General features: G+C 43.5%; 17 protein-coding genes. 13 read left to right on the forward strand and 4 right to left on the reverse strand.

Annotation, left to right across the window (positions count from 1 at the left end; genetic code table 11):
- Entirely contained in the window at window positions 1–768 is a 768-nt protein-coding gene (locus P6709_RS12385) for an SDR family NAD(P)-dependent oxidoreductase (protein WP_278241240.1), read from the reverse strand.
- Window positions 769–1,122: 354 nt separating this feature from the next.
- Between P6709_RS12385 and P6709_RS12390 the strand changes: the two genes are divergently transcribed.
- From P6709_RS12390 to P6709_RS12435, 10 genes are all read left to right on the forward strand, one after another.
- A complete protein-coding gene (locus P6709_RS12390) occupies window positions 1,123–1,359 on the forward strand; it encodes a hypothetical protein (protein ID WP_278241241.1) in 237 nt (78 codons plus the stop codon).
- A 355-nt stretch (window positions 1,360–1,714) separates the two neighbouring features.
- Window positions 1,715–2,923 (forward strand): acyl-CoA dehydrogenase, encoded by a 1,209-nt coding sequence (locus tag P6709_RS12395; RefSeq protein ID WP_278241242.1) that lies wholly within the window; start codon window positions 1,715–1,717, stop codon window positions 2,921–2,923.
- A gap of 12 nt (window positions 2,924–2,935) precedes the next feature.
- Complete coding sequence (locus P6709_RS12400) at window positions 2,936–3,709, forward strand: SDR family oxidoreductase (protein ID WP_278241243.1); 774 nt, start codon at window positions 2,936–2,938, stop codon at window positions 3,707–3,709.
- A 90-nt stretch (window positions 3,710–3,799) separates the two neighbouring features.
- Complete coding sequence (locus P6709_RS12405; protein WP_278241244.1) at window positions 3,800–4,363, forward strand: TetR/AcrR family transcriptional regulator; 564 nt, start codon at window positions 3,800–3,802, stop codon at window positions 4,361–4,363.
- 61 nt (window positions 4,364–4,424) lie between these two features.
- Entirely contained in the window at window positions 4,425–5,309 is an 885-nt protein-coding gene (locus P6709_RS12410; protein ID WP_278241245.1) for a 3-hydroxyacyl-CoA dehydrogenase family protein, read from the forward strand.
- Window positions 5,310–5,323: 14 nt separating this feature from the next.
- Window positions 5,324–5,737: an acyl-CoA thioesterase gene (locus tag P6709_RS12415; RefSeq protein ID WP_278241246.1), complete on the forward strand. Its 414-nt coding sequence runs from the start codon at window positions 5,324–5,326 to the stop codon at window positions 5,735–5,737.
- Window positions 5,737–6,801, forward strand: a complete 1,065-nt coding sequence (locus P6709_RS12420; protein ID WP_278241495.1) for a phosphotransferase family protein — start codon at window positions 5,737–5,739, stop codon at window positions 6,799–6,801. The genes P6709_RS12415 and P6709_RS12420 overlap by 1 nt, the downstream gene beginning before the upstream one ends.
- Window positions 6,798–7,559 (forward strand): 2-phosphosulfolactate phosphatase, encoded by a 762-nt coding sequence (locus tag P6709_RS12425; protein WP_278241247.1) that lies wholly within the window; start codon window positions 6,798–6,800, stop codon window positions 7,557–7,559. Before P6709_RS12420 ends, P6709_RS12425 begins: the two co-directional genes overlap by 4 nt.
- Window positions 7,546–9,321 (forward strand): acyl-CoA dehydrogenase family protein, encoded by a 1,776-nt coding sequence (locus tag P6709_RS12430; protein WP_278241248.1) that lies wholly within the window; start codon window positions 7,546–7,548, stop codon window positions 9,319–9,321. Before P6709_RS12425 ends, P6709_RS12430 begins: the two co-directional genes overlap by 14 nt.
- Before the next feature lie 24 nt (window positions 9,322–9,345).
- Window positions 9,346–10,329, forward strand: a complete 984-nt coding sequence (locus tag P6709_RS12435) for a quinone oxidoreductase family protein (RefSeq protein ID WP_278241249.1) — start codon at window positions 9,346–9,348, stop codon at window positions 10,327–10,329.
- 34 nt (window positions 10,330–10,363) lie between these two features.
- Here P6709_RS12435 and P6709_RS12440 read toward each other — a convergent pair whose 3' ends face one another.
- Together P6709_RS12440 and P6709_RS12445 are read right to left on the reverse strand one after the other, a co-directional pair.
- Window positions 10,364–11,011, reverse strand: coding sequence for a response regulator (locus P6709_RS12440; protein ID WP_278241250.1), 648 nt, complete (start codon window positions 11,009–11,011; stop codon window positions 10,364–10,366).
- Complete coding sequence (locus P6709_RS12445) at window positions 11,004–12,404, reverse strand: sensor histidine kinase (protein ID WP_278241251.1); 1,401 nt, start codon at window positions 12,402–12,404, stop codon at window positions 11,004–11,006. The genes P6709_RS12440 and P6709_RS12445 overlap by 8 nt, the downstream gene beginning before the upstream one ends.
- 222 nt (window positions 12,405–12,626) lie before the next feature.
- Between P6709_RS12445 and phnD the strand changes: the two genes are divergently transcribed.
- Genes phnD through phnE form a run of 3 tightly spaced genes read left to right on the forward strand, consistent with a single transcriptional unit; the run spans window position 12,627 to window position 15,153 of the window.
- Window positions 12,627–13,559: a phosphate/phosphite/phosphonate ABC transporter substrate-binding protein gene (gene phnD / locus P6709_RS12450; RefSeq protein ID WP_278241252.1), complete on the forward strand. Its 933-nt coding sequence runs from the start codon at window positions 12,627–12,629 to the stop codon at window positions 13,557–13,559.
- Window positions 13,560–13,568: 9 nt separating this feature from the next.
- Window positions 13,569–14,351, forward strand: coding sequence for a phosphonate ABC transporter ATP-binding protein (gene phnC, locus P6709_RS12455; protein ID WP_278241253.1), 783 nt, complete (start codon window positions 13,569–13,571; stop codon window positions 14,349–14,351).
- Window positions 14,344–15,153 (forward strand): phosphonate ABC transporter, permease protein PhnE, encoded by an 810-nt coding sequence (phnE, locus tag P6709_RS12460; RefSeq protein ID WP_278241254.1) that lies wholly within the window; start codon window positions 14,344–14,346, stop codon window positions 15,151–15,153. Before phnC ends, phnE begins: the two co-directional genes overlap by 8 nt.
- A 114-nt stretch (window positions 15,154–15,267) precedes the next feature.
- Here the strand turns inward: phnE and P6709_RS12465 are convergent, their stop codons facing one another.
- Window positions 15,268–15,987: a 3-ketoacyl-ACP reductase gene (locus P6709_RS12465; protein ID WP_278241255.1), complete on the reverse strand. Its 720-nt coding sequence runs from the start codon at window positions 15,985–15,987 to the stop codon at window positions 15,268–15,270.
- Window positions 15,988–16,078: the final 91 nt, after the last annotated feature.

Below are 16,078 nucleotides of genomic sequence, written 5' to 3' on the forward strand. Positions count from 1 at the left end.
TTATGGACGGATATCTGATTTGAAGCTGGCAAAACCGTCATCTGCCATGACAACAGAACCGTTTAACACTCTGGCTTCATCGGATGCAAGAAACGCAACGACATCCGCGATCTCATTAGGTTCGATTAACTCACGTGTCAGCTGCTGGCGCTTCATGTAATCAAGCAGACCTGCTTTTTCGTAGCCTTTTACAATATTCGTGTTCACAGCGGCAGGACCCACACCGACAACGCGGATTTTATGAGGAGCCAATTCCAGAGCGCCATGCTTAGTCAACATGACAACAGCCCCCTTAGCTGCCTGGTAGCCGGTAATTCCAAGAGTAGCAACATAGCCAAATACAGAAGCATTATTGATAATGACGCCCTCTACACCAAGCTCCTTCATTTTCTTGGCAGCTGCAAGCATTCCGTAATAAACACCATGCTGATTGACGTTCACAACGGCATGATAATCCTCTGGCGTATGCTGCAGAAAAGGTTTATTAATGCCAATACCGGCGTTATTAAACATAATGTCAAGGCTGCCAAAAGTTTGAACGGCATGCTCAACCAGTTTTTCAACTTGTGTATAATCAGTTACATCTGTTTTTAAGAAAGAAGCTTCCCCGCCGGCAGAGGTAAGTTCATTGACGGTTTCCTGTCCGATGGCCTCATTGACGTCGGCTACAATCACCTTCGCCCCCTGCTCCACAAATTTACGTGCTGTTGCTTTACCAATTCCATCTGCTCCGCCTGTTATAACGGCTACTTTATTATGTAATTTCATCCTAAAACCTCCTTAAAATATGTATCACCATTTGTTATATCGGCATAACGACACCGGAGTTTAACAGAAAAATCCTTTTATACTATTTAATACTACAGCTTTATTTGATTGAGTATTTGGAAAATTAATCAAAACATTATTAAATTAATAGCACTAAATGGTTATTCGTTTACTGGTAAAAAGAGTTTTCTCCAGAATGAGAAGAAATTAATGTTATTTTAAAATAATAAAATGGATACATAAGAATGTATTTATGGTGATAAAGCTGGTAAAGTGCGACAATAACATTAGCAGCGTTTACCTCAAAAAAATTGTTGGAATCTGCCATCTATAACAAAGAAAAGGGTGATCATAATGTCATGTACGATTGACCATTCAAAGCAGGATGTAATAAACAAACTGGAAAGCCAGAAAACTCATTTGCCTCAGTCCATTTATAGCGGGTCTGAAAAGCTACTGAACTCGAACCCCAACCAAAAAACGCTGAATGAACTATTTCATTTGCTGAAAAAATATGATTTGGCTGATAAGGAAGAGCAGCTGAAGCGTAATCAGGCATTTGAAGCAATGTTTGCGGCAGACATTGGATAAGGATGCAAAGTCAAAACAGGAATTTGTCTAAAAAGAGGCTGGGACAAAACTCAAAAGTATTTTAAGAATGAAGAAGTATTTATCAATAGTAAGAGGAGAGCGGAGCGCAAGGTGGCGACTCCTGCAGGATTTGACGGCAAGCTGAGACTACCCAGGGCAAGGGCCTGGAGAGGCTCAGCGCCGTCCCTGCGGAAAGCGTCCGCCTGAAGCGCAGCGAACCGGTCAAAAAGTTAGAGACACTTTTGTCCTAAGCTCTTTCTATTTTGATTTTTCAGAAAACAGTTGAATTATAATGGGTAATCGCTATACTTTAATTATACATACCGACCGGTTAGTTAGTAAAGGAGTGAGAGTGATGAATTTCTCGTATTCTTCCAAAGTAAGGGAACTTGACGAAAAGCTGCAGGCATTTATGGAAAACTATGTGTATCCAAATGAACGCGTATATGAGCAGCAGCTGGGCAGAGGAGAAACTCGCTGGAGCCGCGTTCCCCCCATAATGGAGGAGCTAAAACAAAAAGCAAAAAAAGAAGGGCTATGGAATTTATTTTTGCCGGAAAGTGAGTACGGGGCAGGGCTGACAAATACAGAATACGCTCCATTATGCGAGACGATGGGCCGTTCACTCATTGCCCCTGAAGTCTTTAATTGCAATGCGCCTGATACAGGGAATATGGAAGTACTGGTGCGTTATGGAACGGAAAGTCAAAAGAAGACCTGGCTCAATCCACTTCTGGATGGAACGATCCGATCCTGTTTTTCCATGACTGAACCGGATGTTGCTTCATCTGATGCAACCAATATTGAAGCCCGGATTGAAAGAGATAGGGATGAGTACGTCATCACCGGGAAGAAATGGTGGTCCTCAGGTGCCGGCGATCCAAGGTGTGAAATTGCAATCGTAATGGGAAAAACAGATGCTGCAGCGGACCGTTACGAACAACAGTCCATGATACTGGTGCCGCTTGATGCTCCAGGAGTGAAAATCGAACGAATGCTGCCTGTTTTTGGATACGATCACGCACCGCATGGTCATGCAGAGATAACCTTTGATCAAGTGAGGGTGCCTGCAGAAAATATTCTTTTAGGGGAAGGGAAAGGGTTTGCGATCGCACAGGGAAGGCTGGGGCCAGGCCGTATTCATCACTGTATGCGGCTGATTGGAGCAGCTGAAAGAGCACTTGAGATCTTGTGTAAACGTGTACAGGAGAGAACTGCTTTTGGGAAAACACTCTCGAGCCAGGGGGTCATTAAGGAATGGATTGCTGATTCACGAATTGAAATTGAACAGGCCAGACTATTAACACTCAAAGCTGCTTATATGATGGATACGGTTGGGAATAAAGTGGCAAAAGCAGAGATTGCTATGATTAAAGTCGTGGCCCCTTCAATGGCGCTTAAAGTAATTGACCGGGCGATTCAGGCACTTGGAGGAGCCGGGGTATCAGAGGATTTTCCTTTGGCGGCACAGTGGGCAAATGCACGGACATTGCGTCTTGCAGATGGTCCGGATGAGGTACACCGTGCGCAGATTGGGAGACTTGAACTAAAAAAATATCAATAAAGGGGGATAACTATGAATGTATTGGAGCTTTTTAATTTAACAGGAAAAACCGCTCTTATCACAGGCGGGGGAAGAGGTCTGGGTGCCCAAATTGCTGAGGGGTTTGCAGAAGCGGGAGCGAATATTGCCATTTGCTCAAGAAAGCTTGAAGCGTGTCACGAAACAGCAGACCGGCTCGGGGAGCTTGGCGTAAAGACACTGGCGTTGCAATGTGATATTTCAAATCCCGCTGATGTAGACAGAGTGGTAAATCAAACTGTTCAGCATTTTGGCCGCATTGATATCCTGGTTAATAACAGCGGCGCTACATGGGGTGCGCCTGCTGAAGAGATGCCGTATGAAGCCTGGCAAAAAGTAATGAACGTGAACGTTACAGGGACATTTTTAATGAGCCAGGCAGCAGGCAGAAAAATGATTGAGCAAAAGGAAGGGAAAATTATTAACATCTCCTCAGTAGCGGGACTCGGAGGAACAGATCCCAGAGTCATGGATACCATCGGCTACAATACAAGTAAAGGCGCAGTCATTACACTGACAAAAGATCTTGCTGTTAAATGGGGGAAACACAATATTAACGTGAATGCCATTGCACCTGGCTTTTTCCCTACGAAAATGTCCAAAGCCATCATTGAAAATGGTAAGAACCCTATTTTAGAAGCCACTCCGCTAAAGCGCTTTGGAACAGAAGATGACTTAAAGGGCGCGGCTCTTTTCCTCGCATCTAAAGCGTCTGCGTATGTTACAGGCGATGTACTGGTCGTAGATGGCGGCAACCATGCGATGTAAAGGGAATCAAAGAATATGAAAAGCAGTTCGTGAGAAGAACCTTATGATATAATTCAAGCAATTATTTCATAACAGAGGCGTGAAGCAGACATGAAGGAAAAAATAACGGAACTAAGCATTATTTTGTTTGAAAAAAAGGGATTCAGCGAAACATCTATTCAGGACATTGTAGAGGCAAATGGGGTAACAAAAGGAACCTTTTATTATTATTTTTCAAGTAAAGAAGAGCTGCTGATGGATATTCAGCTTCGCTATATAGATGACTTACTCGACCAGCAGGAAAGAATTCTGAGCAAGGAAGAAGCTGATTGCAAGACAAAGCTGTATGACATCATTTTTATGCTGCTTCGCAATATTAAAACTCAGGGAGCGAGCGCGAAGGTTTTTTTCAGGGAAATGCGGAATCTGAATGAAGAACGGCTTTCAAAGATCATTCCAAAGCGGGATGCATTCCGCCTGAAAATTGAACAGCTTCTCCGGGAAGGAATCGAGAAAAGAGAATTTCAGGAGGATCTAAATGTATCCATTGCTACATTTGGCGTACTCGGAATGGCGAATTGGAGCTATCAGTGGTTCAGTCCGGATGGAGATTTATCTGAAGAAGAAGTGGCGCGAATTTTTACGAATATGATTTTATCAGGCATTCATAAATAGAAGAATCTATTCTTCTATTAAAACGAATATACTAACCGGTTAGTATGAAGGAGGGGCATTTATGATTCAACACGATGTAAAGCATCTGACTGTCATTGGAGCGGGAAGTATGGGCCATCAGATTGGGATGCTTTCCGCACTGGCAGGCTATACGACCGTTATTCAGGATGTCAACGAGAATGCGCTTAAAGATGCGGAAGCTTCTCTTCATTCCATTATGAACAGATGGACTGCCAAAGGGAAAATAACCGAAAACGAAAAAATGAAAGCGTTTAACCATTTATCTTTTACCGTGGATTTGGAAGAAGCAGTCCGTCAGGCAGACCTCGTCATTGAAGCGGTAACGGAGAAGCTTGAAGTGAAAAGAGAGGTATTTCAAAAGCTTGAAAAATTTGCTCCTGCACATACCGTGTTTGCCACGAATAGTTCAACCATTGTCAACAGTTTGATTGCAGGGGCAACGCAGCGAAAAGACAAGGTTGTAAATATGCACTTTTTCTTTCCTCCGCTTGTAATGGACTGTGTGGAAGTGGTAATGAGCACAGACACCTCCGAAGAAACCGCAGCTTTATCGATGGAGGTATGCAGGCGGATGAATCGCACGGCGGTTTTACTGAAAAAAGAAATCTCTGGATTTGTAGCCAACCGGATTTTAGGTGCTTTGCAAAAAGAAGCCGTTTATTTATATGAAGAAGGCGTTGCTGATTTTAAAGAGATTGATCTCATTTGCCGCAAGGCGCTCAACCACCCAATCGGTCCCTTTGAGCTGATGGATTTATCCGGTCTTGATGTGGCAGCATTCGTCATGGAGCAGCGGTACCAGGAAACGGGTGATCCGGAAGATAAACCGTTCCCTTGTGTACTGGAGAAAGTAAATAAAGGCGAGCTTGGCAGGAAAACGGGCAAAGGCTGGTACACCTACTCTGCTGACAAAGCTAAGAATTAAAGGGGGCTTGAGCGATGGAACAAAGGGAAGTGACGGTGCGCTTTTGTGAAACGGATGCCTTGGGACATGTGAATAATACCAGTTACTTTATTTATCTGGAAGAAGCACGAATTCACTTTTTTTCCTCTATGGGCTACCCCATGGATGTGAAGCGATGGAACTTTATTTTAGCTTCTACAAAATGTGACTTTACCAATCAGGGGTATTTTAATCAGGTCTTGACGATCACGACAAGTATTTCCCGAATCGGCACCAAAAGCTTTGAACTGGAGCATCAGATCCTATGTGCCCAAACCGGTAATCAAATTGCAAAGGGAAACGCCGTAATCGTGTATTTTGATTTTGAAAAGCAAACAAGTGCTGCTATTCCCGAGGTGCTTAAAAGTAAACTGGAAGTTCATGCCGCACAAGGAGGTGCTGCTATTTGATGCAGTCAAAGGATACGATTCCTGTAAAACAAGGCGAAGATCTAAATAGAAGTGTATTAGAATCATTTTTAAGAGAAAACCTTCATGAGCTGCCGCAGGCTCCTCTCGAAGTTCAGCAGTTTTGGGCGGGTCATTCTAATTTAACCTACGAGCTGAAAATGGGGGAGTGGGAAGCGGTTTTAAGAAGACCTCCGCACGGGCCAATTGCGCCAAAAGCCCACGATATGAAAAGGGAGTACCAGCTCCTTACTCAGATCCATCCATTATTTTCACAGGCTCCCGAGCCGCTGTTATTTTCAGATGATCAGTCTATTGTAGGGAGTCCATTCCTTCTGATGGAGAGAAAGCACGGAATCGTGATTGACCACTCATTTCCTGAAGGAATGAATGTGACTCCTGAGCACCGGAAAAAGCTTTCAACCATCATGGTGGATACACTTGCTGAATTGCACGCCATTGACTACACAAAAACGAAACTAGGGGAGATCAGCTCTCCTGAGGGCTTCATGGAAAGACAGGTGCACGGCTGGCTGAATCGGTATGAGCGTGCTAAAACTGAGGAAATTAAAGAGGCTGATCAGCTTAAGGACTGGCTCAAGCGGCATCTGCCGAAAAGTCAGCCGCCTGTCGTCATTCATTATGACTATAAGCTGAATAACGCCATGTTTAACGAGAAACTGGATAAAATGGAGGGTCTGTTTGATTGGGAAATGGCGACAGTTGGAGATCCTCTTGCGGACCTGGGTGCTGCGATGAGCTACTGGACACAGCACGACGACCCGGAGCCATTAAAAAATGGGCTGGGTAAGCCCTCCGTGACGATTCAGGAGGGGTTTATGACCAGAAATGAATTTATTGAGCAGTATGCGAAAAAAAGCGGGAGGGATGTTAGTGAAATGCACTACTACTTAACCTTTGCGTACTTTAAGCTTGCGGTAATTTGTCAGCAGATTTACTTCCGCTATAAAAATGGACAGACCCGCGACCCGCGCTTTGCTCACTTTAATGAATTTGTAAAAACGCTGATTACCCATGCCTCAGCAGTATCGGTACAAAAGGGATGAAGGTGCATGTTCTGTTTAAGAAAGAAGAGCTGGAAAAAGAGCAGCTGCAGGAAGGAAATAAAACAGCCGTCGTCATCGATGTCCTGCTGGCAACCACCACCATCACCGCAGCTTTAATGGACGGAGCCAAACGTGTTCTGCCGGTGCTCACGTGCGAAGAGGGGAAAACACTCGCTGCCGCTTATCAGGAAAATGAAGTGGTTCTGGCAGGGGAAATGCATGCAAAGCCAATTGAAGGCTTCGAATACCCCAGTCCCGTTCACCTTCGCCCGAAAGTAAAAGGGAAAACACTTATTCTATCGACTACAAACGGTACCATTGCGTTAAATAACGCTGCCGCAGCAAAGCATGTCCATATCGCCTGCCTGCTTAATAATTCAGCAGTGGCTGAAGCGGTAAAGCACTACGGAAATGAACAAACTGTCCTTGTTGTATGTGCAGGGAATTCAGGAGAAATCAGTTTAGAGGACGTGTATGGCGCCGGTCATTTTATTGAGTGTTTGGCCGCAGGAGAAAAGGCAGATGAGATCGAAATGACGGATGCTGCCAAGACTGCCTGGCAGCTTTACCATGGGCAGCCGGAGGAATCGCTTAAGATTCTCTCACTCTCAAAAGTTGGGAAACTGTTTGCCCAATATGACGTTCTTGAAGAGCTGGAATTTGCCTCAAGGAAAAATACAACGTCTCTTGTTCCAATCCTGCAAGATGGGCAAGTGAGGCGAGCAAACATAAGGAGGTCACAACATGAAACAGGTTGATCTGCAAAATAAGGGATCCCGCTTTTTGTACGCAGATACGAATGGAGAGCTCGCTTTTACTCCGGAAGACTTTACAGATGAACATAAAATGATCGGTTCTTCAGCAAGACAGTTTGTACAAAAAGAAGTAGCTCCTTTAAACGAAAAAATAGAAGACCAGGAATTTGAACAGATTTCTGTGCTGATGAGAAAAGCAGGTGAAGCAGGGCTGCTGGCTCATAGCATCCCTGAACAATACGGGGGGCTGGGACTTGATAAAATCAGCAAAGGAATTGTGGGAGAAATGGTCGGGCCGACAAGCGGGTATGGAGTTGCTCACTCGAACCATACCTGTATTGCCACACTGCCTATTACGTACTTTGGCACTGAGGAGCAGAAGAAAAAATATTTGCCGAAGCTTGCTTCAGGAGAATGGATCGGCGCCTATTGTTTAACGGAGCCGGAGGCAGGGTCTGACGCATTGGCCGCCCAAACGACAGCAGTTTTAAATGAGGAAGGAACCCATTATCTTCTTAACGGCACCAAGATTTATATTACGAATGCGGTTTTTTCGGATACGTTTATTGTTTATGCAAAAGTGGACGGCATTCATTTTACCGCTTTTATCGTGGAAAAAGACCATCCCGGTTTGTCCCTGGGACCAGAGGAAAGAAAAATGGGGATAAAAGGTTCTTCAACCCGATCTGTGGTGTTTGAGGACTGCAGGGTGCCTAAAGAAAATCTGCTGGGAGAAGAAGGGAAAGGTCACATCATTGCCCTGAATGTACTGAATCTCGGACGTTTTAATTTAGGTTCTGCCTGTATGGGGGCTGCTAAAAGCGGGCTGCAAAAAACCATCCAATTTGTTAAACAGCGCCGGCAGTTTAAACAGGAAATTGCCAACTTTCCTGCTACTAAGCAAAAACTGTCTTCACTGGCTGCTCAAATTTATGCTGCAGAATCTGTGATGTACAGAACAGCAGGACTATTGGAAGAAGCAATGGGGGATCTGTACGATTCAACTGATTTCAAACACATCAGCAGACAGATGGGTGAATATGCAGTGGAATGTGCGATTTGCAAGGTGTATGGGTCAGAAACGCTGGATTGGGTGGCGGATGAAGCACTGCAGCTGCACGGGGGCGCAGGCTATATAAAGGAATATGGGATCGAGCAAATGTATCGTGATTCGAGAATTAACCGTATTTTTGAAGGAACCAACGAAATTAACCGGCTCCTGATCCCTACTCACTTTTTTCGCAAAGCAATAAAGGGAGAAGTAGATCTGGTGAAGATGGGGGAGCAGGCTTTTCAAGATTTACAGCAGCCCCCAGTTATAGAACAGGGAGTAATCAGTAAAGAAAAAGCAGCGGTTCAAACGCTTCGCAGCTTGTTTTTACTGAACGCAGGGCTGGTATATGAAAAATGGGGTCCATCCCTTGTTCACGAGCAGGAGGCGCTTATGGGTCTGGCTGATCTGGCCATTCATTTGTATGCAGCCGAATCAACAGTCTGTCGCACAGACAAAGCGATCCTGAAGAACGGGCAGGAAAAAGAAGCAGCTAAAATCGATTTAATGAGAGTGGCTGCAGAAAAAGCGATATGGGAATCTGAACTCATTTCAAGAAAACTTATAACGGAGCTGACAGAAGGTGAAAAGAGGGAAAAACTGATCGGCCTGACAATTCGGGAATGCAGCAGCTATTTATCATCAAGTCCTTCTGTCCAGATCTCACGCACAATAGCAGACCGACTTTACAAAAAAGAGCAATATGTATGCTAATCCTAAATTAAAGGAGCGGGTAAAATGAAAGCCATTCAACTGAAGGAATATGGCGGACCGGAAGTGCTTCAAGAGGTAGAAATTGATAAGCCGGTGCCAAAGGAGAATGAAGTATTAATCGAAATTCATGCAGCAGGCGTTAATTATGCGGATACTGCCAGAAGAGAAGGACAATATGTGGTTCCAACTCCGCTTCCCTTTATCCCGGGAGCTGAAGCAGCGGGTGTCGTGATTGAGACGGGAAGCGGAGTCAAAAGCATACAAAAAGGGGATCGAGTGGTCACACTCATTCAATCTGGAGGATATGCAGAGTACGCCGTAACAGATGAACGGTCGATCATCCCGATTCCTGATGAGCTGGACTTTACATTAGCTGCGGCTCTGCCCCTGCAAGGGTTGAGCGCGTATCATATCCTGAAAACGATGGGAAGAATTGAAAAGGGAGAAACCGTCCTGGTGCACGCAGCGGCTGGCGGTGTTGGTACGATAGCGGTCCAGCTGGCAAAATTATTTGGTGCAGGAAAAGTAATTGCTACAGCAAGCACAAAGGAAAAGCTGGAGCTTGCCAAAGAAATGGGCGCGGATGTACTCATAGACTACACAAAGGATGGATGGGAACAGGAAGTGCTTAATGCTACAGATGGGAAAGGAGTGCATCTTGCACTGGAAATGGCAGGTGGGGACGTTTTTTATAAGACTTTAAAATGTTTGGGTACTTTTGGCCGGCTAGTCGTATATGGAGTAGCAAGCGGAGAGCAAAGTAAATTCAACCCTTCCTCCTTAATGGCAAGAAACCAGTCCGTGATCGGTTTCTTTCTTCCGCAGATTATGAGGAAGCCCGAGCTGCTGCAGCCAAGCATGAAAGAGCTGATGACCTGGGTCGCACAGGGAAAACTGAAGCTGACGGTAGGTGATGTGTATTCACTTGAAGAAGCTGCGGTTGTACACGAGCTTATGCAGGCGAGGAAAACAAAGGGGAAATTGATACTGAAGCCGGGAAACAAATAAAGCATGTAACCGCCCGTTTTAAAAAAAGGGCGGTTTACTTTGTTGTCCTGTTTGTATAACGATATTTATGCGTAGGTCTGCCGACTTTTCCGTAATCGAGTTCGTGAGCAAGCAAATCTTTTTCAACTAAATACTGAACATAGCGATGTACGGTAGGATAGGATATGCCGGTAGCTGAAGAGATATCTTTAATAGTTTCAGCTTCATTCATTTTTTTTATATAGCTTAGAATTTTCGTCATTGTTTTTTTTGACAGACCTTTTTCAGGAAGATCACTGAAAAATGAAATTAACTCTTCTTTAGACTGGTCTGATAAAGAGGAAGACCTAAAGTGAAGATTCATTCTCGAGATAAGATCAGGGGCACGAATAGGCTTTAGAATAAAATCATTTGCACCATTAGCAATAATGGAATCAGCAATCGTCTGTCGTTCATCAACAGTCAGGGCAAGGATTGGCACGTCCTGATTAAGCTTTCTCAGTTCTTTCACGGTAGTCAGCCCATCCATTTCCGGCATGTGATAATCGACCAGAACGAGGTCAGGCTGGTGTGCAGTAAAAAGAATAATGCCGCTTTTTCCATCGGGTGCTTCAATTCCCTTCCACCCGGCAAATGTACAAATTTCCAGAAAAGTAAAGCGAATATCTTCATCATCATCAATAATTAAGATTGTTTTATTCATGGGTTTCACTCTGCTCCTTTGTTGGAAGAAATAACGTAATGTCAGTACCTTCATGGTCCGAAGTTGCTTTTACCCAGCCTCCGTATTGCTGCACAGTTTTTTTTACAAATGCTAAACCTAAACCAGTCTGTCCTTTTGCACTCATATGACTATCCCAAATAGAGTGAATAAATTCCTTCGATATACCTGTTCCGTTATCACTCACTTCAATAAGTATGCCTCTTTTTTTATTTGTTTCGTTGATCATTTCCTCACTTATATAAACAATTATAAAGGGCTTTTCCACTTTTTTAGTGGCTTCATAGGCATTTTGAAGAAGGTTTACGAACACACGCGACATTTTAATCCGGTTGACTTCAATAAGCAGATCAGGTTTTTGTATGCGGAATTGAAGAATGTCACTAGGTATTACGCCGCTAATCTGTGGCTTTACAGAATCAACAAGCTGTTGAATGGTTAGCTCAGCTGTTTTTTCTTCATATAAAATTTCAGAAATCATGTTATTTAAATGCTCAAGCGACCGTTCAATGCGGTTCGCATATATTGATATACTCGCTTGATCATTTTTAAGGGGAAGAAGGGATACAAGCCCTTGAATAGCTGTTAGAGGCGTTTTTAAATCGTGAACTAATTGATGCATTTCCTCCGCGCCGCGGTGCTTTAATGCTTGTATTTTAAGAGTTTGCAATTGCACGTTCCGATCATTGATTGATTGAAGGGTTTGAAATCTTTGTTGTTGCAATGCAAAAAAGAGGCTCGTTATAAAGGCACTGAATAAAATGGGGAGCCCCATGACGTAGCTGAAGACCAACAAAATATCCTGAATCCCCATAAGCGTAGCTGCACTGTAAATTTCATTCACAAGTCCTAACCGTGCAATTCCTGCGTTTTGCCAGTAAGGATTTAAATCCAGCCACTGAAGAGACCAAATGATTTGAAACATAACTAATCCTTGTTTTAAATAACTTACGCCCTGGCGAAACATAGGATAAATGATAAGAGCCCCCAATAAGTAGATGATGGCAGGGGTGATCCAGGCAGTCACGTTAAAATAGGAGAAAAACAATAATGTATAAATCCCGAGTATAATGCTTCCAAGGGTATATATTCTATATTTCGCACGGACCCTTTTAAGAAGCAAATAGCTGACAGCCCAAGCAGTAAAAAATATCGGAAACTCTCTGATCCCATCAACTAAAACTAATAGAAATGACCCAAGTACGATCTTTGCACTATTTTGAAAAACGAGTCCTTCTTGAATATAAACCTCTATCCGATCATAACCAGGATTCGTTAAGTAGTTCAGTACAAATATTAAAGCAATCAGAACGGTTATTGTGAATCCTTCTTTATGCTTAACATAGGTATGATGTAGCCATTTGTACAGGTCCATGTCATTCCTCCTGATGTCTTCATCCCTACAACCTCTATTTTTCCCAACCCCTGCAATACCCATTCTATCTTTTATACAAGCCTTATAAATCTTTTTTCTCATAAATATTATTTGTTTTACATAAAAGAGGTCCTGAATTTACGAACAATTAATAGCTCCCTGATAAGATTTTATTGTGCTCAGGTTAGCACAAAAACGTAGATAATTTCAGGAGGGAAAGAGATGAAAAAAACTGTACTGACTATGGCAATGTTAATGATCATGCTCGTTTTGGCAGCATGTTCAGATTCAACGCCTGAAGATACCAACGCATCAGCAGAAGGATCTGAAGCGGATCAAACCGATACTGTGGAGACGGATCGTGAACACTGGCCGGAGAAGTTGCGTTTTGCTGACACCGGAGTTGAAGGGATGGAACAGCTTCAGCGGGAACATGGTCCTTTTAAAGATGCAATGGAAGAAGTTTTAGGAATTGAAGTTGAATTCTTTTCAGTAACTGACCGGACAGCTGCAGCGGTTGCAGCACAGTTTGATCAAGTAGACATTGTACTTACAGGTCCATCAGAGTATGTAGTCATGAAATCAAAGGCAGAGGTAGAGCCGGTTATTGGTTTAACAAGACCAGGTTACCGTTTGGCCTTCATTGCCAGAGCAGATAGCGGCATTGAAAGCCTGGAAGACATGAAAGGGAAAAAAGTAGCAATGAAGGACGTTGGATCGACAAGCGGACATATAGGCCCAAGTTCCATTTTAATAGAGAACGGGTTTAATCTTGATCAGGATTTTGACGGCTCCATCGCATTACTAGGGGATGCCCGTATTGAAGCCCTTCGTGGGGGAGATGTTGATGTTGTAGGAACTGGAGCGGACGACTATTATGAGCTTGCAAATGAAGAAGGGGAAGATGAGTGGACTCTTGTGCATGAAGGGCCCGATTTGCCAAGCGATCTATTTGTTGCCAGCCCTACATTAGACAAGGAATTTGTTGAAGAGGTAAAACAGTTATTCCTTGAAAACCAGGATTACCTGCTTGCAGAGCTTCTTCAAACGGAAGAAAACGATAAATATAGTGATTCCGAGTTAATTGACGCAAAAGATGAAGATTATGATTCTATTCGTGAAGCTTATGATACGTTGGGATTGACGTTAGAATAGGAGGACAATGTGGTACATCTTTCAATACAGCAAGTTGGGAAAACATATGATGACGGGACTGAAGCTTTATCCTCCGTATCATTCGATGTAAATAAAGGGGAGGGAGTCGTTTTATTAGGACATAACGGCTCCGGCAAGTCCACGTTGTTCCGTTGTATTAATGGGATTGAAAATACGAGCAGTGGAAAGATTTTATACAATGGACAGCCAATTCACGATCTTTCTAAAAAAGAGATCCGTGAAGTTAGAAAAAATATTGGAATGGTCTTTCAGCAATTTCATTTAGTAGGGAATTTATCTGTCTTTCAAAACGTCCTTTTTGGCGGGTTAGGAAAAAGCCCCTCTTCTATTAGCGTGTTTGGCCCCTTTGCCAAACAGGAAATGCGGATGAAGGCTTTGGAGTGCTTAGATCGAGTGGGTCTTATCCATGTTTCCAAAAAGAGAGCGGATAGTTTATCGGGAGGCCAGCAGCAGCGGGTAGCCATTGCCCGCATGCTTATGCAGGAGCCGGAACTTGTACTGGCAGATGAACCCATTGCAAGTCTTGACCCATCTGCTGGAAAAGAAGTAATGGATCTTTTGTGGTCTGTCGTGAAGGAAAGGGGGATGACTGTTATTTGTACCCTTCATCAACCTGAAATCGCCCTGCAATATGCCGAGCGAATAATTGGACTTCATAAGGGCAGGTTTGTCTTAGATCAGCAGACTAGCCAGCTGGATGATACACGTTTCGAATGGCTCTATGAAAAAAACTTGAAAAACCTCAGTAAAGAGGTGATTTCAGTTGACTAACCATAATAAATCAGAATATGCCAAACATATGCCAAAAAGAATGAAGTGGCCCGGGATTGCAGGCTGGTTCGGCTGGATTTTCTTCCTGCTGTTTTTCATAATGGGTTTGTCTAACGCTAATATTACGGTTGACCGATTATGGAGAGGTCTTTTTAATGCAGGGACATTTATTTCTCAAGCATTTCCTCCTGATTTTAATCGAATAGAGCCCGTCACCTGGGCAATGATTGAAACATTTGAAATTGCCATTGTAGGCACAGCTGTAGGCGTTGTCATTAGTTTGCCATTTGCCTTACTTTCAGCCAAGAATATTACCCGCAGTCCATTAATTCGCAGTGTCACACGAGGGCTGCTTGGGGTTATGAGAACAGTTCCAGACCTTGTATGGGCGCTTATATTTGTCGTTTTATTTGGATTAGGTCCGTTAGCAGGGATTTTAACGATTATGATTGATACCATTGCATTTTGTGCCCGCTTTTTTTCTGAACGTATAGAAGAATTGAATAAAGGACCGCTGGAAGCACTTGAATCGACAGGATCTAAGCGGGGAGGAGTTATTTTTGGAGCAGCCATCCCTCCTGCATTTCCCTCATTTGTCAGTACAGGGTTGTTTGCATTTGAAAAGTCAATACGAGGGGCAGTAGTGCTCGGATTAGTAGGAGCCGGCGGCATTGGGGTTGAATTGAGAACTTCTATGACACTTATGAAGTTTGATGAAGCAGCAGCCATAATTCTACTCATCTTGCTTGTCGTACTAGCGGTAGAGAAGGTTTCTTCAAAGATCCGTTTAAGAGTGATCTGATGCATCTACTATACAAATTGTTCAAATAGCCTGAGACTCCTTGTCTCAGGCTATTTGAACGGTTCAATGCGCGGACCTTAAGTTTTCCCATCCTCCTGCCGTTCTGCTGTCTTATTAAAACGGATTTGTTCCCCACAAAGCTGAGGTTTTTATAAAGGTTCTCTGTTCAAGCTTCAGCAGACTGGTGATATATTCTGCAAGATCCTCTGCCTGCATGAATTTATCAGGATTGCGCTCGCCTGAGTCTTTTCCGCGTGTCAGATCCGTTTCCACGAGACTTGGTGTCAAAACGCTGACACGAATATTACTGCGTCTTACCTCCTGCATAAGAGATTCACTCATGCCAATAACAGCAAATTTAGACGCACTGTATGCACTTGATCCCTCTGTCCCTTTAAGACCGGACATCGATGAAATATTAATGATGTCCCCGCGGTTCTTTTCAATCATGCCGGGAAGTGCTGCTTTTGTAACATGCACGATTCCCATTACGTTTGTATTCAATACTTTTTCCCAGTCGTTTGTTTGAAGTTCAAGAAATGATCCATGTGCACCTACACCTGCATTGTTGATCAGAATATCAAAGGAACCGAGTGTCTGCTCCAGCTTGGCTACTGCCTCTTTGACTTCTGTTTCACGTGAAACATCTGCTGCTGCCACGGCATAGAGTGCTCCCATTTCGTCTAAATCCCTGCGGATGGAATCAAAGCTCTCCTCTGAGCGGGCAATAAGACCAAGCTCTACACCTTCTTTTGCAAGGGCAAGAGCAGTAGCTCCGCCAATCCCTCTGCTTCCACCTGTAATAAGTGCTTTTTTTCCTTTTAAGTTTTGCATGAAAGATTCATCCCTTCTGAATAATTTCTATATTAGGTTATTCACTTAAAATTAGGGTTAAAAACATTAGAAGGCACTTTATTCAGGACAC

Source organism: Jeotgalibacillus sp. ET6, assembly GCF_029667115.1.
Taxonomy (GTDB): domain Bacteria; phylum Bacillota; class Bacilli; order Bacillales; family Jeotgalibacillaceae; genus Jeotgalibacillus.